Genomic DNA, 21,064 nt, shown 5'->3' on the forward strand with positions numbered 1-21,064 from the left:
AACGCTCAGTTTCCGAACACGAGGTTGGGAAGGAAAAGGCTGATCTGCGGGAACAGGACCAGCAGTACGACCGCGGTGAAAAGCGGGATGTAGAAGGGCAGCATCGCCTTCACCATCTGGCCGTGCGATATCTTGGCGATGTCCTGCGCGATGAACATCAGCACACCCACAGGCGGTGTTGCGCCGCCGATGATCAGGCTGAACACCATCAGCACGCCGAAATGCACCGGGTCGATGCCGAATTGCAGGATCACCGGAACGAGGATCGGCGTCAGAACGATCTCGGCAGAGGACGCGACCATGAGAAGCCCGACGCCGAGAAGCATGGCAACGATCACGAAGAGCGCGATCACCGGGTTCTCCGAGATGGTGGAGATGCCATCGGCGATGGCCAGCGGCACCTGCTCGCGCACCATGATCCACGAAAAGGCCGAAGCCACTGCGATGATGGATAGAATGCGTGCCGTGCCGAGCGCCGTGTTCTGAATGGCACCCCAGATGTCGGCCCCTTTCACATTGCGGTAAAAAAGGCTGAGCAGAAGGCCGTAAAGCACCGCGACAGCCGCCGCCTCGGTGGGGGAAAAGATACCGAACAGAATGCCCGCCACAATGATGACCGGGAAGAGAATGGCCGGCCCGCCGCCCTTGATCGCAGTCGCAAGCTCCGGCAGCGTCGCCCGCTCGTAGCGCGGGAAGTCACGTTTGCGCGCATAAAAATATGTGAACAGCATCTGCGTGCCGATGATCACGAAACCCGGCAAAATACCCGCCAGAAGCAGACGGCCGATCGAGACGTTCGCCAGCGTGCCATAGATCACGAGCGCAACACTCGGCGGGATCATTGGCCCCACCATGGAGGAGGCGACGGTCACGGCGGCGGAGAAGGGGGCCGGATACCCTTCTTTCTTCATGGCCGGAATGAGCACGGAGCCGAGCGCGGTCGTGTCGGCTGTGGGCGAGCCCGACATGCCGGAGAAGATCAGGCTGGCAAAGATGTTGACCTGCGCCAGACCGCCATGGATGTGCCCGACCAGAGCCTTCGCCAGCGCGATGATGCGGTCGGTCAGTTTGCACGCATTCATCAACTCGCCGGCCAGGAAGAAGAACGGAATGGCCAGAATGAGAAAGGAGTTGATCGAGGCCGTCATGCGCTGGGTCAGGAGCGCCAGATTGATGTCGGCAAAGAAGAAGTAGACCATGGAGGATGCACCGATGGCGAAGACCAGCGGCAGCCCCATGAACAGAAGGACCAGAAGCAGTCCGATAATCGAAATGGTCAGCATTATATTGTCCGCGGATCACATAGGGTCTTCATGGCCATAGGCCGGGTCTGTCTGGCGGTGCATCGGACGGACATAGACGATGCGCCCGACGATCCCCGCGATCATCAGGACAGCGCCCACCGTTGCCGCCAGCCGCACGACACCCGCAGGCAGCGGAAGGGCGGAGAGATCCTGCATGTTCTCCAGGATCACCAGCTTCACGCTGGTCCAGCCGAGAATGGCGAGAAAGCCGACGGAGATGAGCGCATTGACATAGCGCAGCAGGTTGCGCGCCCTGGGCGGCAGCATCAGAAAGAAGACATCGACGTTCAGATGGCGGCCATCCCAGCAGACAGCGGCCGCGCCGATAAAGGCGATCCAGACGATGAGCAGTTTTGCCAGTTCCTCGCTCCAGACGAGCGGTGCGTTGAAGAAGTAACGCAGGATGATCTGCAGCAGCGTCACACCCACCACGACGATGAGCATGAGGCCAACAGCGATCCGCAGCGGTCGTGCGAGATCAATTGGTTTCTGGTCGTTCACGAAGACCCTCCCGGTCCAGTTTCATTTACGGAAGCATGTGCCGATATTGGTTGTCCAATATATTTATGAAGGCTATTTTTCTCTTTCAGATATTAATAAGAGGCAGCGATGCAGTCACTCGGCGCCATAGAATTCCGCCATTTGCGTTACTTCATGCGGGTCGCGCAGGAGCTGCATTTCGGCCGGGCGGCGGAGATGCTGGGCGTTTCGCAGGCGCCCCTCAGCCAGCAGATACGCCAGCTGGAGCAGCGGCTTGGCGTTCGCCTGTTCGACCGCACCACCCGCAGCGTGACACTCACGCCCGCTGGCCGCGTTCTCTTCGAGAAGGCGCAGCAGGTGCTGGTGTCGCTCGAGGAGGGCATTCGAGAGACCCAGGCGGCCGGCGGTCTCTCCTCCGGCCGCCTGCGCATTGCCGCCGTCTATGTCGGCCTCTACAATTTCATGTCGAAAGCCATGCGCGAGTTCAGCCGGCGCAACCCTTCGGTCCTGATCGACATGCAGATCCACACTACGGAAGAGCAGCTTGCGCTTTTGAAGGACCGCAAGATCGACGTGGCATTCGTGCGTCCGCCGCGCACGGCCTCGGGCATTGCCTACCGGGAGATTTACCGGGAGGGGTTCGTCGCCGTGCTCCCGGCAGAATCCCACCTTGCCTCCCGCGAGAACCTCGAAGTCGAGGATCTGCGCGATGAAAACTTCATCACCTATTCCTCCATCGTCGGCGTGAGCTATCAGGATGTGGTGCTGCAGCATTGCCGCAAGGCAGGCTTCGTCCCCAAAGTGGTGCAGGAGGTCAGCCACACCATGACGGTCGTCGCCATGGCGTCAGCCGGCATCGGTGTCGGCATCGTCCCGGCCTGGGTTGTCATGACGCCGATGGAGAATGTGGTTTACCGCGAGCTCCCGAAGCTGCCCAAGGCCGTCTCGCTGGTTGTCGCCTGGCGCGAAGACAGCATGAACCCGTTTGTGCGCGATTTCGTGAAATGCACGCTGGCTGCCGTCGGCGAAACCGGCCACTGAAACCCGCGTCTGAATTTCAGGCGCTCGATGCAGGGCTCTCGGACGGGTCGGATTGAAGGGGTTCCGTACTGCCCTGGTATGAACCTGCCACGGGGTCGGACAGTACACGATCGCGGCCCGCCTGCTTCGCACCGTAGAGATGGTCGTCGGCCCGCCTGAGAAGCGTTGCAAGATCGTCGTCGGCGCTCTTGTGAACGATGCCGAAACTCGCCGAAAGATGAACACTCTTCTGATTGATCGAGAGCGTGGTAGAGGAAAGGCCGCTGCGCAGACGCTCGGCCAGGTCGCGCGCGCCCTCAAGATCCGTGTGCGGCAGGAGCAGGGCAAATTCCTCACCGCCAATCCGGCCGACAATGTCGCTGGAGCGCGCGCATTTCTGCAGCATGTCGCCGAAGGCTCTCAGGGCGGCGTCGCCGACATGGTGGCCATGGGTGTCATTGATCTGCTTGAAGTGATCCAGATCGCAGACGATGAGAGAAAGCGGAGCTCTGCGCCGTGATTTCACATGGCGTTGCGCCTGTTCTTCAAATCCCCGCCGGTTCAGCACGCCCGTCAGCCCGTCACGGTCCCGCTCGTGCCGCAGCTCATCCATCACGTCCGTCAGGATGGTGGCGAGAACGGTCAGTGCGAGTGCCGCGCCCATGACGGAGAGCGAAAGCTGCAGTGTCTGCCAGAAAAGCGAGTTCCCGGGCGCTACGCTCAGCATCGGCAGTGAGCGCCCTGCGGTCATCAGAGTTCTGGGAAAGAAGTGCAGGGCGAAGGCAAGCAGCACCCAAAAGAGAATGTGATCAGCCCTGCCGGCATTGCGGGCCGGCAGGATGCGCAATGCGACGATGAAGAGAATGGCACCATAGCTGAAATTCTGCACGTAAATGCGCATCAGAAGATTGGGCTGGATATAGGCGAAATACCATAACAGCGCCATGATCGCGCCCAGCAGGAGCACGCTGGCCACGAGGCCCAGCCGTTTGCCGGCGCGTCGTAGCATCCCCTCGCTCGCCAGCACCACGGCGAGCGTATAGAGAAAGCCGGAGAAGAGCGCGTTCGGACCGACGCCTGAGGGCCATTGCAGGACCTGGGAAAGCATCCCGAGACCAAAAAGGGCGCAGGCACCGGCAAGAGTGGCGGAATGCCTGTGACGCCTGTCCACCAACCACACCCATATGAATCCGATTGCAAAGACGAGCATGATCGTTGGACCGATCAAGCCGGTCATGCTGATCGCAGGGCTATTCTCCATTGGGGTATCCAGCATGCTACGAAGCGTCTCGCCATGGGCGCGTCGCTCAAAGTCCCTTCATGCCTTCCCTAATGTCAGATTCATAACAAAGGTTGAAGGGTCGCCGGCGACGCAATCCAGTGTAGTTGTCAAAACTGTTTGAGCCGGCTGCACCAACCGGCCCCGTTTTGAGGCCATTGGCCGATAGGAACTTGTGGGTTAAGGGGGCCGGCAGAGTTCTCGAAACTGGAAGCGCTATGGAAGAGTATCTGATCCTGGCTGCTGCGGCATTTTTTGCCGGCACACTCAACACGGTTGCGGGTGGTGGAACGTTTCTCACCTTCCCGGCACTCGTCTATGCCGGCGTTCCCGTTGTCGCAGCCAATGCCACCAGTGCGGTTGCCGTGTTTCCTGGCTATCTCGGAGGCGCACTGGGCTTCCGTTCCGAACTCGCCGCATTCGACCGCACCCGCCTCCTGCGCATTGCCGGTCTCACGGCCATTGGCGGACTTGCCGGCTCGCTCCTCCTGCTGGTTTCCTCCAATGAAGCGTTCTCGCTTGTTGTGCCGTTCCTGCTGGCGATTGCCACGCTCACCTTCGCCTTCGGCGCGAAGATACAGGGCCTTGCCCGCCGTTTCGGCAGCGGCACGGGTGAAGGCCGGTTCAGCACCATTCTGGTCTCGATTTACGGTGGCTATTTCAATGGCGGTCTGGGCATCGTCCTGCTGGCGCTGTTCTCGCTCTGGGGCATGCGCGATCTGAACACGATGAACGGGCTGAAAAACGGTCTGTCCTTCATCCTCTCGGCCATCTCGGTTGCCACCTTTGCGCTCGCCGGCATCGTCGCCTGGCCCCAGGCATTGGTGATGATGGTTGCGGCCACGATCGGCGGTTATGCGGGCGCCCCGCTTGCCCGCGCGCTTCCGGCCCCCGTGGTGCGCGCGGTGGTCATCATTGTCGGGACGGTGATGAGCCTGATCTTCTTTGCAAGGCTCTTTTAGGTCGCGCCCCACACCATATGCCCGCCCCCTATGTCGCGCGCGGCCTGCTGCTGCGGCACATAGTCGAGCCCATGCACGGGGCTTGGCAGGTCCTCCGCCTTCTCCATGAAGGCGCGGCGCGGGCGTGACGGGTCGGCCACCGGCACCGCCGCCATCAGTTTTTTCGTGTAGTCGTGTTGCGGGTTTTCAAAGATCTGCGCCCGGCTGCCCATCTCCACAAAGCGCCCCATATACATCACCGCCACGCGGTGGCTGATCTGTTCCACCACGGCCATGTCATGCGAAATGAAGAGATAGGACATGCCCGTCTCGTTCTGGATGTCCTGCAACAGATCGAGCACCTGTGCCTGGATCGAGACATCGAGAGCGGCCACCGATTCATCCGCCACGATCAGCTTGGGCGAAAGCGAAAGCGCGCGGGCGATGCAGATGCGCTGGCGCTGTCCGCCGGAAAATTCATGCGGATAGCGCCGCATTTGATCTGTCGAAAGCCCCACGCGTTTGAAAAGATAGGCAACCCGGTCTTCCAGCGCGCTGCCGCTTGCCAGCCCGTGGATCTGCAGCGGCTCGGCTACCAGATCACCCACCCGCATGCGCGGATCGAGCGAGGCATAGGGGTCTTGAAAGATCATTTGCACATCGCGCAGAACTGGTCGCATGGCGCGTGGTGCAAGCCCGTGCGTGGAGCGTCCCGCAACGCGAATTTCGCCCTGCCACGGGATCAGGTTCAACAGCGCCTTGCCGGTGGTGGACTTTCCGCAGCCCGATTCCCCGACCAAAGAAAGCGTCTCGCCAGGCATGATGTCGAAGGAAACGCCTTCCACCGCATGCACACGCTGCACCGGGCGTTGCAGGATGCCGCCCTTGATGTCAAAGCGCACGGTCAGGTCCTTCACGGAAACCAGTGGTTTGGCGACAAGCGGTTTTTCCGACCCGCTTCCGGGGCGGGCTGCCACGCGCTTCGGCTCGGTCGTGCCGGTCATCTCGCCCAGTCGCGGCACTGCGTCGAGCAGTTCGCGCGTATAAGCGTGCTCGGGCTTTGAGAAAATTACGCTGGCAGGGCTGTGCTCCGCCATGCGTCCATGCTGCATCACCAGCACGTCGTCTGCCATCTCGGCGACCACGCCCATATCATGGGTGATCATGATGACGGAGATGCCGAGATCGGCCTGTAGCTTGCGTATCAGCGCCAGTATCTGAGCCTGCACTGTCACGTCCAGCGCGGTGGTGGGCTCATCGGCAATCAGGATCTGCGGGCTTTGGGCAAGCGCCATGGCGATCACCACGCGCTGGCGCATGCCGCCGGAGAGCTCATGCGGATATTGCTTCAAACGCCGCGCCGGCTCGGGAATCTGCACCTGATCGAGCAGTTCAAGCGCTCGGGCGCGGATCGCTTTTTCAGAAAGCCCGCCATGAGCGGAAATCGCACCAGCCAGCTGCTTGCCGACAGAAAGCACTGGGTTGAGCGAGGTCATCGGCTCCTGAAAGATCATGCCGATATGGCGACCGCGTACCTGCCGCATTTCGGCTTCAGGCAGGGCAAGAGTATCGCGGCCCTCAAGAGCCGCCGTTCCCGCCGCAACACGCGCCATGGGCTTCGGCAGAAGCTGCATCAGCGAAAGCGCGGTCATGGATTTCCCAGATCCGCTTTCGCCTGCAATGCAGAGCGTTTTTCCGCTCTCCAGCGTGAAGGACAGATCGTCCACGACCGTGCGCGCGCCTGTCGGGGTAGCCACCTGCACGGTGAGCCCGCTCACCTTCAGAAGGCCGGTTGTTGCTGTCTGTTCCATGGCGCGCGCTTCTGTCATTGGGCCTTTCTCACGAGAAAACGATGCGCGGGAAGTAGAACGAGACCACCCAGTTGGGCTGGTCGACGATCTCGCTGATGCGCAGGTCGCCACATACCGAACAAAGCATGTAAGCGTCCTCCGGCGAGAGCCCGCGCGTGGCACACAGAAGGTCGATCATGCCGGAGAGAGCAGCGCGTGCGCCTTCCATGAGGTCGGAGCCGATGCCGGTCGTCACCTCATAGCCTTCCGCATCCAGATGCCGCGTCACCGGCCCCCGCGTGGTGAAGCGCGGCATGGCAAGGTTGGCATCCTTCACCACATCCAGCTTCACCGCCACATTCATCTGGCTTTCGATGGCCGTGCCGCACACCTCGCCATCACCCTGGGCGGCATGGGTATCGCCGATGGAGAACAGCGCGCCCTCCACCTCGACCGGCAGATAGAGCGTGGTGCCCGCCGCCAGATCGCGTATGTCGAGATTGCCGCCCATGCGCCGCGGCGGCACAACCGAGTGGAGACCGGCTTCCGCCGGTGCCAGGCCGATGGTTCCTGCGAAGGGTTTCAGCGGCACGCGGCCATGCTTGCCAAAGGCAGCCGGCTCGAGGCTGGTCGCGTCATAGTTCCACAGCGTCAGCGCCGGGTCCTTGAACTGGTCTGCCAGAAGTCCGAAGCCGGGAATGTTCGCCGTCCAGCCGAAGCCGGACGGTTTGAACGACAGGATCTCCACCTTCAGCGCGTCGCCCGGCTTGGCCCCTTCCACATAGATGGGGCCGTTGACCGGATTGACCTTGGAGAAATCCAGCGTGCCGATATCGTCCACGGTGCTGTCGGGCGAAAAATGGCCGGAGCCGGAATCGAGACACTCGAATTCCAGCGTCGAGCCCGGCGTCACCCTTTCGGCGGGCGGGATCGAATGATCCCACCCGAAATGGTGATGGCGCCCGTGAATGGTGTAGTCGCAGTTACTGCACATCTTTGGCATAAACCTCGTCATAGTGGACGGGAATGTGCACCGGATCGACGAACAGCTTGTCGTCGCCGCCGATGCGTTCGGAACGGATGGTGAAGCGCTCTTCGTTGAAGATCGGTGCCCATGGCGCGTCTTCCATCACCTTCAGATAGATATCGCGCCACATGGCCTCACGCTCGCCGGCCTTTGCCGGGTCGACCATGGCATCGGCCTCTTTTGCCATGGCATCGAGATCTTCGTTGCAATACCAGGCCCAGTTCCAGCCACCCGGCACCGCGCCGTCACAGCCCAGGATCGGACCGTAGAAGTTGGACGGATCGGGGAAGTCGGCAATCCATGCCATGCCGCCCGACCAGATCATCGGGGCCTGATCTTCCTCGCCGCCGGCCGCAATCACATTGGCCTGCGCCAGAGATTTGATTGAGGCATCGATGCCGATGGCCTTCAGGTCCTGCTGGATCGCCTGCGCGATGCGCGGCTGCGGGTCGGTGTTCATGACATAGAGTTCGGTCTCGAACCCGTCGGCAAGGCCTGCCTCGGCCAGAAGCGCCTTGGCCGCTTCCGGATCATAGGCATAGCCCTCATAATCCTTGGCAAAGCCCGGCATGGAAGGCGGCAGCGGCTGATTGGCGGCAACGGCACGGCCATTGATGATGCGCAGGATGCGGTCCTTGTTGATGGCCATGTTCACGGCCTTGCGCACTTCCGGCTTGTCGAAGGGCTCCATCTTCACATTCATGGTCACATAGCCGGTGTGCAGCTGGCCACCCTGAATGATCAGATCCTTGAACTTGGGATCGTTTTTAACCTCGATGAACTTCGCCGGCGGAATGCCATCACCCGGCACATCCACTTCGCCGTTCTGCAGGCGCAGAAGCGCCACGACCGGTTCCTGTCCAACCTCGAAGATAATCTGGTCGAGCTTCGGCACACCGGGGTTCCAGTAATCCTCGAACCGCTCGAAGACGAGGCGCTGGCCAAGCGTCCATTCGGAAAGCTTGAACGCGCCGGAGCCGACCGGATGCTTGCCGAAATCCGCACCATGTTTCTCTACCTCTTCCTTCGGCACCACATGAGCAAAGTTCAGCGCCAGCACATGCAGGAAGGTCGCGTCGGGGCGCGACAGCTCGAATTTGATGGTGTGATCGTCCACCACGGTGATGCCGGAAAGCCCGTCCGCATCGCCGCTGGAGGCTTCCTCAAAACCCTTGATGGAGCCGAAGAAACCCGCACCCGGGCTCTGGGTCTTCGGGTTCACCGTGCGCTCGATGGAGTATTTCACGTCCTCGGCGGTCAGGGCGCGGCCATTGTGGAATTTCACGCCGTCGCGCAGCTTGAAGGTGAAGACCGTTCCGTCCTCGGAAATCTCGTAGGATTCGGCGATCTCGGGGCGTAGCTCCGTCGTGCCCGGCACATAGTCCATCAGACCGTCGAACAGCGATTTGATCATCGACCAGTTCTGCCAGTCATAGCCGATGGCTGGATCGAGCGTGGAGACGTCGTCCTTGTAGGTCACGGTCATGGAGCCGCCCTGCTTGATGTCTTCTGCAAGCGCAGGGGCAAGCACGGCGGAGGTGGAAAGGGCAGCGGCGGCAACGCCGGCCAGAAGCAGTTTTCTCATCTCAAGTGTTCCTTTCTCTGGTGCTGCACATTTTGTTGGTCTTGCATCAGCGCAGCTTGATGCGCGGGTCGATCAGCGGAGTGATCAGATCGGCAAGCAGATTGCCGAGAACGATGGCGCAGGCCGAAACCAGCGTGACCCCCATGATGATGGGAATGTCGACGCGCTGGATCGCCTGCCAGGCGAGCTGTCCGATGCCGGGCCAGCCGAACACGCTCTCCACCACCACGATGCCCGACATGAAGAGCCCGATATCGATGCCGATCATCGCGATAATGGGCAGGATGGCGTTGGGAAGCGCATGGCCGAAAAGCACCTTTGCGCGGGTGATGCCGGTGGCGCGGGCGGTGCGGATATAATCCTGCCTGAGCACGTCGATCAGCGACGAACGCATCATGCGGGAATACCAGCCGGCCCCCAGAAAGCCGAGCGTGATGGAGGGCAGGACGAGATGCGCAAACGTGCCGTAGCCGCCGATGGGGAACCAGCCGAGTTTCACTGCGAAGATGTAGAGCAGCAGAATGCCGATCACGAATTGCGGGGCCGAAACACCCACGAAAGACGCGATCATCAGCGTATCGTCGGTGCGCGAGCCGCGCTTCAGCGCTGCCACGACCCCCATGGTGAGGCCAAGCACGAGTTCGCAGAAGATGGCGCCCACCATCAGGAGAAGGCTGGCGGGCAGGCGGGAAGCGATGAGTTCGGAAACTTCCGTTTTCTGCAGATAGGAGCGGCCGAGATCGCCGTTCAAAAGCCCGCCGAGATAGCGCAGATATTGCTCATAGAAAGGCAGGTTGAGCCCAAGCTGTTCGCGGATGTTCTCCACCGTCGCGGCAGTGGCACTGCGGCCGGCGATCTGGCGCGCGGGGTCCGCCGGTACGAGATAGAGCAACACGAAGGTCACGAAGCTGATGCCGAGCAGGATCAGCGCCGTCTGGATCAGGCGGCGGGTCATATAGGCAAGCATCAGTGGCGCCCCTGCTGTGTCGGGTCGAGAATGTCGCGCAGCGCGTCGCCCACAAGGTTGAAGGCCAGCGCCAGCGCCAGAATGGCCGCGCCCGGAATGAACACGAGCCAGGGCGCGGAGGAGAAATAGGTCTGGTTCTCGAAGATGATGTTGCCCCATGAGGGAATGGGCGGCTGCACGCCAATGCCAAGGAAGGAAAGCGTTGCTTCAAGAAGAACCGTTGTTGCGATGCCGAGCGTCGCCCACACGATGATGGTGGACAAAAGATGCGGCAGGATATGGCGGAACAGGATGCGGCCTGCGCCCGCGCCCATGGCGCGCTCGGCCACCACGAAATCGCGTTCGGCGATGGAGCGTGTCTCGGTATAGGTCACGCGGGCAATCTGCACCCAGTTCACCATGGCGATGACCATCGCGACGATCCACAGGCTTGGGCTGAAGATCGCCGCCAGAACGATGGCCAGAAGAAGGGCCGGAAAGGCCATCATCAGATCGGTGAAGCGCATCAGAACGGTATCGACCCAGCCGCGAAAATAGCCGGCGGAAATGCCCACCGCCGAGCCGATCACCACGGCGATGCCATTGGCCACAACGCCGATGATCAGCGAGGTCTGCGCGCCATAGATCAGGCGGCTGAAGAGATCGCGTCCCACCAGATCGGTGCCGAACCAGAACTGCGCGCTGGGCGGCAGCGGCGCGCCCTCGATGGTTAGCCCCTCGAAGAATTGCTCATAGGGATTGTAAGGCGCAAGCCATGGCGCAAACACTGCGGCCAGAACCACCACCGCGATGATGATGAGCCCGGTCAGTGCCAGCGGCCGGCGCACAAGGCGCGCCAGAACCGACGGCGTCGCCACTTGCGTCTCCGTCTCAGCGACCGTTTGTGACATTCGTTCTTCCGTGTGTATCGAAACTTGCTACGATGCCGGCAGCCGCCTTCTCGATGGAGAGCCGCTCGGCCATGGCCGTCTTGCGAAGACGGTTATAGGCGGCCTCGGCATCGCAATTGTGCTTCAGCATGAGGATGGCGGTCGCCTCGGCGACGACCTGTCGCTTGGCGAGCTGGTTCTTCAGGAGGGCAATTTCCTCCGTCTGCGTCGTGCGCCGTCGAAAGCCCTGGCTCGCCACGACAAGTGCACTGTAGAGCCCGGCGCTGCCGATGGGCTTCAGGAGCTGCGCATCCGCACCCTGGCCGATGGTCCAGGCGATGCGCCCGGGTGCCTCCGAACCGATCAGGGCGATCATGGGCATGGGAGCCAGCCCCGGCGCCCAGGGAAACTGCTCGTCATGACCCATGTCGGCGTCGATCAGGAGCACGTTGAAATCCCGCATCGCCTCCTGATCTTCAAGCGTCGGCCAGGCCTGTTCGGCGGCAATGCCAATGCGCGCGCACTGCGCCATCAGCGCGTCCACATTCTGGTGCGGCCGGTGCAGGATGAGCGCCCGCCAGCCGACGAAATTGGGTGTATGGGCGAGGGTGGGGCTCATCGCACCACCCTCAGCTGCCGCGCATCGGCGGCCATGTTCGCATAAAGCCGGTCGAGCGGCGTCGCCGTCAGGAACGGGTCGGGCGCGATGGCTTCGGAGCAATGATGCACGATCTCGAAATCGCCATCGGCGCGTGTGCGGCCGATATGGGCGTGGAGGCTGACGTGATTGGTCGCAGGGTCGACGCGCAGCGAACCAAGCGGCGTTGTCGTCTCATGCTCACGGACCGCTTCCAGAACCCGCTGTGCCTCATCGCTTCCGGTGCGGCGGATGGCATCGGCAATCATCACCACGGCGGCATAGGCCTGAACGAAAAATGCGTCCGCCACCTGTTCAGGATTTTCGGCCTTCATCCGGGCGGCAAAGCGGTCATTCTCTTCGCTCGCCAGCGCCCGGAAATAGCTCGATACGGTGTATTGTCCCTCGGGGATGGTGCCGAGCCGCGTGGTTTCATTCTCACATAGATTGCAGCTTACCACCGGGCAGTTTTCCGGCAGGAAAGCCGGGTCTTCCTTCCCGAGCGCCTGATAGGCGGCGAGGAAAGCGTATGAGGAATTTCCGATCAGATTGTTGAGGATAAAATCCGGCCGCTTTTCGCGGATTTCATCAATCAGATGGCCGATATCGTCATCACCGATGGGCACGTAACGTTCGCCCAGGACGCTGCCGCCGGAACGGGTCAGCACGTCGCGTGCGATGCGGTTGGTTTCCCACCCCCAGATATAGTTCGCGCCCGTCAGGAAACCGCGCGCGCCGAAGCGCGGCACGATATAATCGAGCAACGGCACGAGCTGCTGGTTGGCGCAGGCAGCGATGTAGACGAGGTTTTCCGAAACCTCGAAACCCTCATAAACGCACGGATACCACAAGAGGGCGTCGAGTTTTTCGACGACGGGAATCACCTCCTTGCGGCTCCATGAGGTGGTGCAGCCGACAATATGCTGCGCGCCTGTCTGGCGGATCAGGTCGCGGCAAAGCTCCGCGTAGCGGTCGGCATTGCCTTTCGGGTCCGCATGATGGGCTTCGAGCCTGAACGGGTAGGCGTCATCGGCGTTGATATCGGCCACCGCCGCCAGCGCGCCGAAATATCCCTGCTCGGCCGGGCGACTATAGCCGCCGCTACGCGAAAACAGAACGCCGATCGGATAAGTGTTCACACCCGTTCCCCAAAACGCAAAGGGCCCCGACGGGAACAACAATATTCCCAGCGAGGCCCAGATGCCAAAATCTTATTATGCCTCAAGCCTAGCTGGTGAAATGAAACTGTCAAGCCGCCGCGCGACAATCGCTTCCGGCGAACCCGTAGTTGGCGGAAGCCGTGTCAGGCATGCCCCGTGCGGATTTCGTGTCTCTTCAATGATAATTTATTGACAAAATGTCTGGAAATGTTTTCTTTTGCCGGGAGGGTCGCTCAGGAAAGCGCGGAAATCATGCGTCTGCCACCGGACTGGTCTAAAGACTAGGGCCAGACGTAGCCGGGTTCAATGGGACATTTCGGCCTGTCCTTCAGATGGGAGTATCTATGTCGCAGCTCGGACACGACACGTTACTGGACATTCGTTCGCTGGCGGTTGCCTTCGGCTCGAACCGTGTTGTCGACGATCTGAGCTTCCGGGTCGCGCCCGGCCGCACGCTGGCCATTGTCGGCGAATCCGGTTCCGGCAAATCGGTCACCTCGCTCTCCATCATGCGGCTGATCGACCACATGAACGGAACCATCGCCAGTGGCGAAATCCTGTTCGATGGCGGCAATGGTCCAGTCGATCTGGCGAAAGCCTCGATCGACACCATGCGCCGGGTTCGTGGCAAGGACATCGCCATGATCTTCCAGGAGCCGATGACCTCGCTCAACCCGGTCTTCACCATCGGCGACCAGATCGCCGAAGTGCTGATGCTGCACGAAGGCGTCTCGAAGAAAGAGGCGCTGCGTCAGGCCGGTGATTTGCTCGAAATGGTGCGCCTGCCGGATGCCCGCGCGCTGCTTTCACGCTATCCGCACCAGCTTTCCGGCGGTATGCGCCAGCGCGTCATGATCGCCATGGCGCTCGCCTGCAAGCCCAAACTCCTCATCGCCGACGAACCCACCACCGCGCTCGACGTCACCATTCAGGCGCAGATCCTCTCGATCATCCGCGACCTGCAGGAAAAGCTCGGCATGGCCGTCATCTTCATCACGCACGACATGGGCGTGGTGGCCGAGGTCGCCGATGATGTGGTCGTCATGTGGCGCGGCCAGAAGGTCGAGGAAGGCCCGGTCGAACAGGTTTTCGCCAGCCCAAAGCACGCCTACACGCAGACCCTTCTGTCCGCCGTTCCCACGCTCGGCTCCATGGCCGGCGAGAAATATCCCAAGCGCCTGCCGGTTGCCGTCATGGATGGCGAAACGCCGCGTCTCGTGGGCGAGGAGCATCTGCAGGACACCGCGCGCTACGATCAGTCCCCGATCCTGACGCTGAAGAACCTGGAAACCCGTTTCGACATCAAGAAGGGCTTCTTCGGCGGCGTCACCCATCGCGTTCACGCGGTCGAGAAAGTCAGCCTCGACATCTGGCCCGGCGAAACCCTTTCACTGGTCGGCGAATCCGGCTCCGGCAAGTCCACCATCGGCCGCACCATCCAGCAGCTTCAGGCCGCGACCGGCGGTGAAATCCTCTTCGAGGGCAAGGCCATTTCCGCTATGTCGTCGGCCGAGCGGCACAGCCTGCGCCAGAAGGTGCAATACGTCTTTCAGGACCCGTTCGCCTCACTCGATCCCCGCCGCACGGTCGGTTTCTCCATAGCCGAGCCCATCGTCACACATGGCCTGATCGAAGGTGCCGCCGCGCGGCAGAAGCGCGTGGATGAACTGCTTGAACGCGTCGGCCTCAAGGCCGATCATGCGCGCCGTTACCCGCATGAATTCTCCGGTGGTCAACGCCAGCGCATCTGCATCGCCCGCGCGCTCGCCTCGCGGCCCAAGCTCATCATTGCCGATGAGGCGCTGTCCGCGCTCGACGTGTCGGTGCAGGCGCAGATCATCAATCTCTTGATGGAGCTGCAGGCTGACGAAGGCCTGTCCTATCTCTTCATTAGCCACGACATGGCCGTGGTCGAGAAGGTCAGCCACCGCGTCGCCGTGCTCTATCTGGGGCAGATCGTGGAGGCGGGGTCACGCGAGGCCGTGTTCGAGCGCGCCACGCATCCCTACACGAAGAAACTGCTCTCGGCGGTTCCCATCGCCGACCCGACAAAGCGGCCCGACCGGCCCATGCTCGAAGGCGAAATCCCGAGCCCTGTGCGCAGGGTCGGCGACGAGCCCGAAATTCAGCCTCTGGTGGAGATCGCGCCCGACCATCTGGTCGCGCAGAGCGCCACGGGCTGATCACTGGAACACAAACGCAAAAGAAACGGAGGACTTTCATGAAACTCGGTAAAACACGCGGCGCATTACTCGCCGCCGTGCTGGCGGCGCTGCCGTTCGGCGTCATGCCGGCGCAGGCCGCAGGTACGCTCACCATCTCTTCCCCGCAGGATCCTGGCAGCTGGGACCCGATCGACACCTTCCTGGTGAACTGGTCGTCCGTCGCCACCAACATCTATGATGGCCTGGTCTACCGCGGTCCCGATACAAAGATCGTCCCCGGTCTCGCCACCGAGTGGGAAGTGCTCGATGAGGGCAAGCGCATCCGTTTCAAGCTGCGTGAAGGCGTCAAGTTCCACAATGGCGAGGATTTCAACGCCGAGGCCGTAAAATTCACCTTCGACCGCCTGCTTGGCGAAGAAGGCAAGAAGGGCCCGCAGCGCTCCAACTATGCCGTCATCGAAAAGGTCGAGATCGTTGACGATTTCACGGTGGATCTGGTTCTCACCCAGCCCGATCCGGTGCTGATCACCAAGCTCGCCGGCTACGGCGCGATGATCGTGCCGCCGAAATACGTCACCGAGAACGAAGAAGACTTCGTCAACGCAAATCCCGTTGGCACCGGCCCGTTCAAGATGACCTCCTACGAGCCGAAGGTCGGCGTGAAGCTTGAAGCCTTCGCTGATCACTGGGGCGGCGCACCGAAGCTCGACGCCGTCGAGTACCGCTTTATCTCGGAGCCGGCCACCGCCGTTGCCGAGCTGCAGGCCGGCCGTGTCGACATCGTCATTCCGCCGACCATCCCGATCTCCATGGTTCCCACCATCGAGGCTGACGACAAGCTCGAAATCGTTTCCGTCACCAGCCCGACGGTCTATGCCCTGCGCTTCAACACCGGCAACGGCATCACCGCCGATGAGCGCGTGCGCAAGGCGATGATCATGGCCGTGGATCGCAAGGCCATCATCGACGCCGTTCTCGGCGGTCAGGCCAAGCAGATCGCATCCTTCCAGTCGGAACTGTCCTTCGGCTATGACCCGGAAATGGAGCCGCTGCCGTTCGATCAGGCCAAGGCCAAGGAGCTTTTGAAGGAAGCGGGCGTTGCTGCCGGCGCACCGGTCCAGATCGACATTCGCGGTAATGACGCCACCTTCGGTGAAGTCACCCAGGCGGTCGCCAGCTACCTGCAGATGGTCGGCCTCAACGCCACCATCAAGCCGTATGAGACCAATGTCCTGCTCAACGACATCATCCCGCAGGGCAAGACCGGCGAGATGTTCCAGCAGAGCTGGGGCGGTTGGACGCTCGACTACGACAACACCGCTTACCTGATGTACCACACGGGCGAGCGCTGGAACCCGTATGACAGCGACAAGGAGCTCGACGCGCTTCTGGAATCGCAGCGCCCGATGATCGACGTCGACGCGCGCGAGAAAATGCTGCAGGAAATCGCAGCCTACGCAGCCGACCGCGCTCTTGAAATGCCGCTCTACAACCTCAATGCGCTCTATGGCGTCAACAAGCGGGTGAAGAACTTCATCGCGCCGCCGGACAGCCGCATGCGCCTCAACGAGGTTGAAGTCGAATAGTCCTCCCAGGACATGAATGTCGGGGGCGGCTCGTGCCGCCCCCGAAACCGCGAACTTGGCGCGATCCGCAAGCAACTTTGCGGCAGCGCGCAAAATCTATCCCGGAGGCTCTGGTGGCCAGTTTTCTTCTCAAACGCATCCTGCAAGCGGTGTTCGTCGTTTTCGTCGTCACCCTCACGGTGTCGTTCGCCATCCGGCTGACCGGTGATCCCGCACTCATGCTCTCCCAGGGCGCGGGCAGTGTCACGGAAGAGGACCTGGCGAACATCCGTCAGGCGCTCGGCCTCAACGAGCCATTCATCGCCCAGTACTGGGACTTCATCAAAGGGCTTTTCGTCGGCGATTTCGGCCGCAGCTTCCTTGGTGGAACCTCGGTCTCCCTGCTCATTTCCAAGGCCCTGCCGGCCACGCTGGCGCTGGCCTTCTCCTCGATGCTGGTCTCCATCGCGATTTCCATCCCGCTTGGCATCCACGCGGCGGTCAACAAGGGCAAGACCGCTGATCAGGTGATCCGCATCCTGTCTCTGGTCGGGCTTTCCTTCCCGAATTTCTGGCTCGCCATCATGCTGGTCCTGGTGTTCTCGGTGATGCTGCAATGGCTGCCGCCGTCGGGCATGGGCGGCTTTGCAAGCTTCATCATGCCGGCGGTCACCATGGGCGTCATTCTCACCGCCACCAATGTGCGCCTGGTGCGCACCGCCATGCTCGAGACGCTGCGCTCGCAATACATCCAGGTCGCCCGCGCCAAGGGCCTGAGCGAGAGCAAGGTGCTCTACAAACATGCGCTCAGAAACTGCGCCATTCCGCTGATCACCTATTTCGGCCTCCAGTTCGGCGGCCTTCTGGGTGGTATTGTCGTCATCGAGCGGGTGTTCAATTGGCCGGGCCTCGGCACGCTTGCCTTCGATGCGGTGGCGGGTCGCGACTATCCGGTCCTGCAGGCGGTGATCACCGTGCTTTCGCTGCTCATCATCGGCGTCAACCTTCTGGTCGACATCGCCTATGGGCTGGTCGATCCGCGCATCCGCAACCGATAGGAAAGGACGCAATCATGGCACAGGCTGTTTCGCGTTTGCGTCACTTCAAGAACATCGAGTTCATCCTCGGCATTCTACTTGCCGGAACGATGACGCTGCTGGTCCTGCTTTCACCGCTGCTCTTTCCCGATGGCGGCGAGCAGATCAATCTGACGGCACGTCTCACAAAACCGTTCACCGACTGGGCGCACATTCTGGGCACCGATCCGCTCGGCCGAGATGTGCTGGCGCGTGTGATAACCGGCGGCAAGATCTCGCTTCTGGTGGGCTTCACCTCCGTTGCCGGCGCCGTGGTGGTCGGTGTCGTCATGGGGTTGGTCTCGGGCTATTATCGCGGCTTCTGGGACATGCTCGTCATGCGCTTTGCCGATGTGCAGCTAGCGCTTCCCTTCATCCTGCTTGCCATCACCTTCATCGCCATTGTGGGCGGAGGCATCACCAACACGATCATCCTGCTCATCGTGTCGCAATGGGTGCAGTATGCCCGCCTTGTGCGCGGCTCCGTCCTGTCGCTCAATGACCGCGAGTTCATCCACGCGGCCAAGGCCATCGGCGTGCCGGATTTCAAGATCCTGTTCCAGCACCTTCTGCCGAACCTCGCAGGCCCGGTTGTCGTTCTGATGACGCTCAACGTCGCCACCAACATCCTCTTGGAAAGCTCGCTCACCTTCCTTGGCCTCGGCGTCGATCCGACCATCCCGAGCTGGGGCGGCATGCTGGCTGACGGGCGCACCTATCTGCAGAACGCATGGTGGGTCAGCGTCTTTCCTGGGCTTGCAATCCTCTTCACCGTGCTCGGTCTGAACCTTCTTGGCGACTGGCTGCGCGATCTCCTCGATCCAACAGGACGCACAGAAACATGACCGCGATCTTCGAAAAGACCTTCGACCGCACGCTCGACCGTCTGGTCGCCGAATACGCCATTGAGGCATGGCGCGGCGCGGAGCTGGAGGCATGGCTTTTCGAGGATGAGGCCGCGCGCCGCGCTGCCGAAAAGCGCTTCGAGGCAGCGGGTGTCACCGCCCGGCTTCACAGCGCCTACAAGCCGCTCGTTCATTTTTTTCTGGAAGACGCGCCCCTCGCACCGCGCATCGCCATCACTTATCCGGTAAGCCCTGCCGCTGCCGAACAGCGCTTCCTGCTGGAGGCCTATCCGCTTGCCGGTATGGTGGGTGAGGCGGAAATCGCCTTCACCCCCGCTCCGGTCGATGGCCCGCTCGAATATGGCGTTGAGATAACGGCGGCGGATGGCTCCGTTTCGCGCCATGCGGTCTTCGCGCCCAACCGGCTTGCCGAAGATCACATTGGCGAAAAGCTTCTCTCGCCCTGTGGCTGGCTTCGCGTGCGTCACCCGGATGGCCGCATTGTTGATGAAGCGCTCGCAACCGATTTCGAGCGTCTCTTCCACGAAACGATGGCCGCCATCGATGCCCACCCGTGGGGTGAGGAAGAGCCATTCTTCGACGCGCTTCACATCCGTGTTTCCATGCCGGGTGCGGACCGGCGGCTCCCGGTCGGCGAAGAGGCGATCAGCGTGCACGAAGCGCTGCACGAGGACTTCTATTTCTCGCTGCTTGAACTCTTCCAGAAGAAGTCGGGCCGCAAGCTTGGGTCGCGTGGGCTCCAGCCCGGTCAGATCATCCCCACGATTTCGGCCGGCGAAGGACCGCTCACCGTCAATGTCGAAACCCGACCGCTGACCACCGAACCCGCGCTCTGGCCGGCGCAGCCGTTGCATGAGGCCACGGGACCATTCTCCGTCTCAATGGTTGCTGAAACGCTTGAAAAGATCGGCGGCGAGGCGTTCGAGGTTTCATCGCGTTCCGGCCGCGCTGTCCCGGCGCGCCATGTGCGCGGAACCGATCATCCGATCATGCTGAGCGGCGGACAGCATCCCAACGAGATTTCCGGTGTCGCAGGCGCGTTGCGCGGTGCTTCGCTGCTTTCCGAGCGTGAAGGCGCGCATTTCACGGTTTCGCCACTCGAAAATCCGGACGGTTATGCGCTGCATTATGCGCTGTGCCAGAGCCAGCCGCACCACATGCACCACGCCGCCCGTTACACAGCTCTTGGCGACGATCTCGAATACCGCGAGACCGAACCGCTTTATGAAAAATCCATTCGCCGCGAAGCCTATTCACGCACGAAGGCCACGCTCCACGTCAATCTGCACGGCTATCCCGCGCATGAATGGACGCGACCGCTGACGGGTTACATTCCGCGTGGTTTCGAGATGTGGACGGTGCCAAAGGGCTTTTTCCTGGTCGCCCGCCACCAGCCCGGTTGGGCCGAGCGCACGCGTCGTCTCATCGAAAAAGTGACGGCTGAACTTGCAAAGGTTCCGGGTCTCGTCGCCTTTAATGAAGCGCAGATCCGGCTTTATGAAATCCACGCCGGCGCGCTTCAGTTCGAGGTTTTGAACGGCTTCCCGATCACCATCACGGAAGTCGACCGCCACGACGCACCGATGACGCTCATCACCGAATATCCGGACGAGACGGTCTATGGTGATGCGTTTCGGCTCGCCCATGAAGCGCAGACCCAAACGGTGCTCGCCGCCTATGACGCGCTTCAGGAAATGATGGCGGAGAACCTGATAGTTTAGAGCATCGGACCGAAAAGTGGAATCCGGTTTTCGGATTACTCCGATGCTCTAACTATAGACTACCTAGATCGTCCTTTGTGCGTCCGGATGGACGCATGGCGATCTAGGTCTGATCGGCCTTCTTGGCCGCCGCCTCGCTGTGCCAGGCGTGGTCGATGGAGCCTTCCTCGGCCTTGTGAAAATATTGCGAGCAGACGAGCCAGCCCTTGAGTGGGCGCAAAAGCGCCATGCAGCTCAGGATCGTCAGCGGCACGGTCGTGAACACATGCACCCATAGCGGCAACTCAAACGCCATCTGGAACCAGACGCCGAAGGCGAGCGCGGGAACGGCGGCAATGGTCATGGCGAAGAAGGCCGGACCGTCGGCCGGATCGGCGAAGGAGTAGTCGAGCCCGCAGACTTCGCAGCTTTCCGCGAGCTGGAGATAGCCTTTGAAGATGTGGCCCTGCTGGCATTGCGGGCAGCGGCCAAGGGTCCCCGTCAGCATCGGGTTGTCGGTGGGTGTATACTGGGCGTTCTTCATCGCGGCCTCTCCATTTCAGGGTGCAGTTTCATCGAAAGAAGACTGCGTGGCCATGTGACAATTCAGCTTGCGACAAAATTGCCGAAAAG

Annotated in this window: 18 protein-coding genes; 7 read left to right on the forward strand and 11 right to left on the reverse strand. The window is 61.4% G+C overall.

Annotation, left to right across the window (positions count from 1 at the left end):
* Positions 1–5: 5 nt before the first annotated feature.
* Both BLW55_RS15125 and BLW55_RS15130 read right to left on the reverse strand, forming a co-directional pair.
* Positions 6–1,283: a TRAP transporter large permease gene (locus BLW55_RS15125; protein WP_065816495.1), complete on the reverse strand. Its 1,278-nt coding sequence runs from the start codon at positions 1,281–1,283 to the stop codon at positions 6–8.
* A 15-nt stretch (positions 1,284–1,298) separates the two neighbouring features.
* Positions 1,299–1,805, reverse strand: coding sequence for a TRAP transporter small permease (locus BLW55_RS15130; RefSeq protein WP_025029583.1), 507 nt, complete (start codon positions 1,803–1,805; stop codon positions 1,299–1,301).
* A 108-nt stretch (positions 1,806–1,913) separates the two neighbouring features.
* Between BLW55_RS15130 and BLW55_RS15135 the strand changes: the two genes are divergently transcribed.
* Positions 1,914–2,825 (forward strand): LysR family transcriptional regulator, encoded by a 912-nt coding sequence (locus tag BLW55_RS15135; protein WP_090329346.1) that lies wholly within the window; start codon positions 1,914–1,916, stop codon positions 2,823–2,825.
* A 16-nt stretch (positions 2,826–2,841) separates the two neighbouring features.
* Here BLW55_RS15135 and BLW55_RS15140 read toward each other — a convergent pair whose 3' ends face one another.
* The gene (locus BLW55_RS15140; protein ID WP_244509093.1) at positions 2,842–4,065 is read right to left on the reverse strand and encodes a GGDEF domain-containing protein; all 1,224 of its coding nucleotides are present in this window, start codon (positions 4,063–4,065) and stop codon (positions 2,842–2,844) included.
* Positions 4,066–4,301: 236 nt separating this feature from the next.
* On the opposite strand from BLW55_RS15140, the gene BLW55_RS15145 reads away from it, so the two are divergent.
* Positions 4,302–5,045 (forward strand): sulfite exporter TauE/SafE family protein, encoded by a 744-nt coding sequence (locus BLW55_RS15145; protein ID WP_090329348.1) that lies wholly within the window; start codon positions 4,302–4,304, stop codon positions 5,043–5,045.
* Here BLW55_RS15145 and BLW55_RS15150 read toward each other — a convergent pair.
* The 7 genes from BLW55_RS15150 to BLW55_RS15180 are packed head-to-tail and all read right to left on the reverse strand — an operon-like array spanning position 5,042 to position 13,038.
* The gene (locus BLW55_RS15150; protein ID WP_177175090.1) at positions 5,042–6,853 is read right to left on the reverse strand and encodes an ABC transporter ATP-binding protein; all 1,812 of its coding nucleotides are present in this window, start codon (positions 6,851–6,853) and stop codon (positions 5,042–5,044) included. The genes BLW55_RS15145 and BLW55_RS15150 overlap by 4 nt on opposite strands.
* Before the next feature lie 10 nt (positions 6,854–6,863).
* Entirely contained in the window at positions 6,864–7,808 is a 945-nt protein-coding gene (locus BLW55_RS15155; RefSeq protein ID WP_090329349.1) for an acetamidase/formamidase family protein, read from the reverse strand.
* Positions 7,798–9,426 carry an ABC transporter substrate-binding protein gene (locus tag BLW55_RS15160; RefSeq protein WP_090329350.1) on the reverse strand — a complete coding sequence of 543 codons (1,629 nt, stop codon included), beginning with the start codon at positions 9,424–9,426 and terminating at the stop codon, positions 7,798–7,800. Before BLW55_RS15160 ends, BLW55_RS15155 begins: the two co-directional genes overlap by 11 nt.
* 46 nt (positions 9,427–9,472) lie before the next feature.
* Positions 9,473–10,393 carry an ABC transporter permease gene (locus tag BLW55_RS15165; RefSeq protein ID WP_090329351.1) on the reverse strand — a complete coding sequence of 307 codons (921 nt, stop codon included), beginning with the start codon at positions 10,391–10,393 and terminating at the stop codon, positions 9,473–9,475.
* Positions 10,393–11,283 (reverse strand): ABC transporter permease, encoded by an 891-nt coding sequence (locus tag BLW55_RS15170; protein ID WP_090329352.1) that lies wholly within the window; start codon positions 11,281–11,283, stop codon positions 10,393–10,395. Before BLW55_RS15170 ends, BLW55_RS15165 begins: the two co-directional genes overlap by 1 nt.
* Positions 11,264–11,881, reverse strand: coding sequence for an ANTAR domain-containing response regulator (locus tag BLW55_RS15175; protein ID WP_090329353.1), 618 nt, complete (start codon positions 11,879–11,881; stop codon positions 11,264–11,266). The genes BLW55_RS15170 and BLW55_RS15175 overlap by 20 nt, the downstream gene beginning before the upstream one ends.
* A complete protein-coding gene (locus tag BLW55_RS15180; protein WP_090329354.1) occupies positions 11,878–13,038 on the reverse strand; it encodes a transporter substrate-binding domain-containing protein in 1,161 nt (386 codons plus the stop codon). Before BLW55_RS15180 ends, BLW55_RS15175 begins: the two co-directional genes overlap by 4 nt.
* Positions 13,039–13,403: 365 nt before the next feature.
* On the opposite strand from BLW55_RS15180, the gene BLW55_RS15185 reads away from it, so the two are divergent.
* The 5 genes from BLW55_RS15185 (at position 13,404) to BLW55_RS15205 (ending at position 20,452) form a co-directional block, all read left to right on the forward strand.
* Positions 13,404–15,242 (forward strand): ABC transporter ATP-binding protein, encoded by a 1,839-nt coding sequence (locus BLW55_RS15185; RefSeq protein WP_210184105.1) that lies wholly within the window; start codon positions 13,404–13,406, stop codon positions 15,240–15,242.
* A 38-nt stretch (positions 15,243–15,280) separates the two neighbouring features.
* Positions 15,281–16,810, forward strand: a complete 1,530-nt coding sequence (locus BLW55_RS15190; protein WP_090329356.1) for an ABC transporter substrate-binding protein — start codon at positions 15,281–15,283, stop codon at positions 16,808–16,810.
* A 113-nt stretch (positions 16,811–16,923) separates the two neighbouring features.
* On the forward strand, positions 16,924–17,847 hold the full coding sequence (locus BLW55_RS15195) for an ABC transporter permease (protein ID WP_007006871.1): 924 nt from the start codon (positions 16,924–16,926) through the stop codon (positions 17,845–17,847).
* 14 nt (positions 17,848–17,861) lie between these two features.
* Positions 17,862–18,710: an ABC transporter permease gene (locus tag BLW55_RS15200; RefSeq protein ID WP_007006872.1), complete on the forward strand. Its 849-nt coding sequence runs from the start codon at positions 17,862–17,864 to the stop codon at positions 18,708–18,710.
* On the forward strand, positions 18,707–20,452 hold the full coding sequence (locus tag BLW55_RS15205) for a M14 family metallopeptidase (RefSeq protein WP_090329357.1): 1,746 nt from the start codon (positions 18,707–18,709) through the stop codon (positions 20,450–20,452). The genes BLW55_RS15200 and BLW55_RS15205 overlap by 4 nt, the downstream gene beginning before the upstream one ends.
* A gap of 103 nt (positions 20,453–20,555) precedes the next feature.
* Here the strand turns inward: BLW55_RS15205 and BLW55_RS15210 are convergent, their stop codons facing one another.
* The gene (locus BLW55_RS15210) at positions 20,556–20,975 is read right to left on the reverse strand and encodes a DUF983 domain-containing protein (protein ID WP_007006874.1); all 420 of its coding nucleotides are present in this window, start codon (positions 20,973–20,975) and stop codon (positions 20,556–20,558) included.
* Positions 20,976–21,064: the final 89 nt, after the last annotated feature.

The sequence above is a fragment of the Nitratireductor aquibiodomus genome (genome assembly GCF_900105565.1).
In the GTDB taxonomy this organism is placed as follows: domain Bacteria; phylum Pseudomonadota; class Alphaproteobacteria; order Rhizobiales; family Rhizobiaceae; genus Nitratireductor; species Nitratireductor aquibiodomus.

What these genes read in the sequence shown, in the direction of transcription:
- BLW55_RS15125 (WP_065816495.1), bottom strand. Translation starts at nt 1,283, where the DNA reads ATGCTGACCATTTCGATTATCGGACTGCTTCTGGTCCTTCTGTTCATG.
- BLW55_RS15135 (WP_090329346.1), top strand. Translation starts at nt 1,914, where the DNA reads ATGCAGTCACTCGGCGCCATAGAATTCCGCCATTTGCGTTACTTCATG.
- BLW55_RS15140 (WP_244509093.1), bottom strand. Translation starts at nt 4,065, where the DNA reads ATGGAGAATAGCCCTGCGATCAGCATGACCGGCTTGATCGGTCCAACG.
- BLW55_RS15145 (WP_090329348.1), top strand. Translation starts at nt 4,302, where the DNA reads ATGGAAGAGTATCTGATCCTGGCTGCTGCGGCATTTTTTGCCGGCACA.
- BLW55_RS15150 (WP_177175090.1), bottom strand. Translation starts at nt 6,853, where the DNA reads ATGACAGAAGCGCGCGCCATGGAACAGACAGCAACAACCGGCCTTCTG.
- BLW55_RS15155 (WP_090329349.1), bottom strand. Translation starts at nt 7,808, where the DNA reads ATGTGCAGTAACTGCGACTACACCATTCACGGGCGCCATCACCATTTC.
- BLW55_RS15160 (WP_090329350.1), bottom strand. Translation starts at nt 9,426, where the DNA reads ATGAGAAAACTGCTTCTGGCCGGCGTTGCCGCCGCTGCCCTTTCCACC.
- BLW55_RS15165 (WP_090329351.1), bottom strand. Translation starts at nt 10,393, where the DNA reads ATGCTTGCCTATATGACCCGCCGCCTGATCCAGACGGCGCTGATCCTG.
- BLW55_RS15170 (WP_090329352.1), bottom strand. Translation starts at nt 11,283, where the DNA reads ATGTCACAAACGGTCGCTGAGACGGAGACGCAAGTGGCGACGCCGTCG.
- BLW55_RS15175 (WP_090329353.1), bottom strand. Translation starts at nt 11,881, where the DNA reads ATGAGCCCCACCCTCGCCCATACACCCAATTTCGTCGGCTGGCGGGCG.
- BLW55_RS15185 (WP_210184105.1), top strand. Translation starts at nt 13,404, where the DNA reads ATGTCGCAGCTCGGACACGACACGTTACTGGACATTCGTTCGCTGGCG.
- BLW55_RS15190 (WP_090329356.1), top strand. Translation starts at nt 15,281, where the DNA reads ATGAAACTCGGTAAAACACGCGGCGCATTACTCGCCGCCGTGCTGGCG.
- BLW55_RS15200 (WP_007006872.1), top strand. Translation starts at nt 17,862, where the DNA reads ATGGCACAGGCTGTTTCGCGTTTGCGTCACTTCAAGAACATCGAGTTC.
- BLW55_RS15205 (WP_090329357.1), top strand. Translation starts at nt 18,707, where the DNA reads ATGACCGCGATCTTCGAAAAGACCTTCGACCGCACGCTCGACCGTCTG.
- BLW55_RS15210 (WP_007006874.1), bottom strand. Translation starts at nt 20,975, where the DNA reads ATGAAGAACGCCCAGTATACACCCACCGACAACCCGATGCTGACGGGG.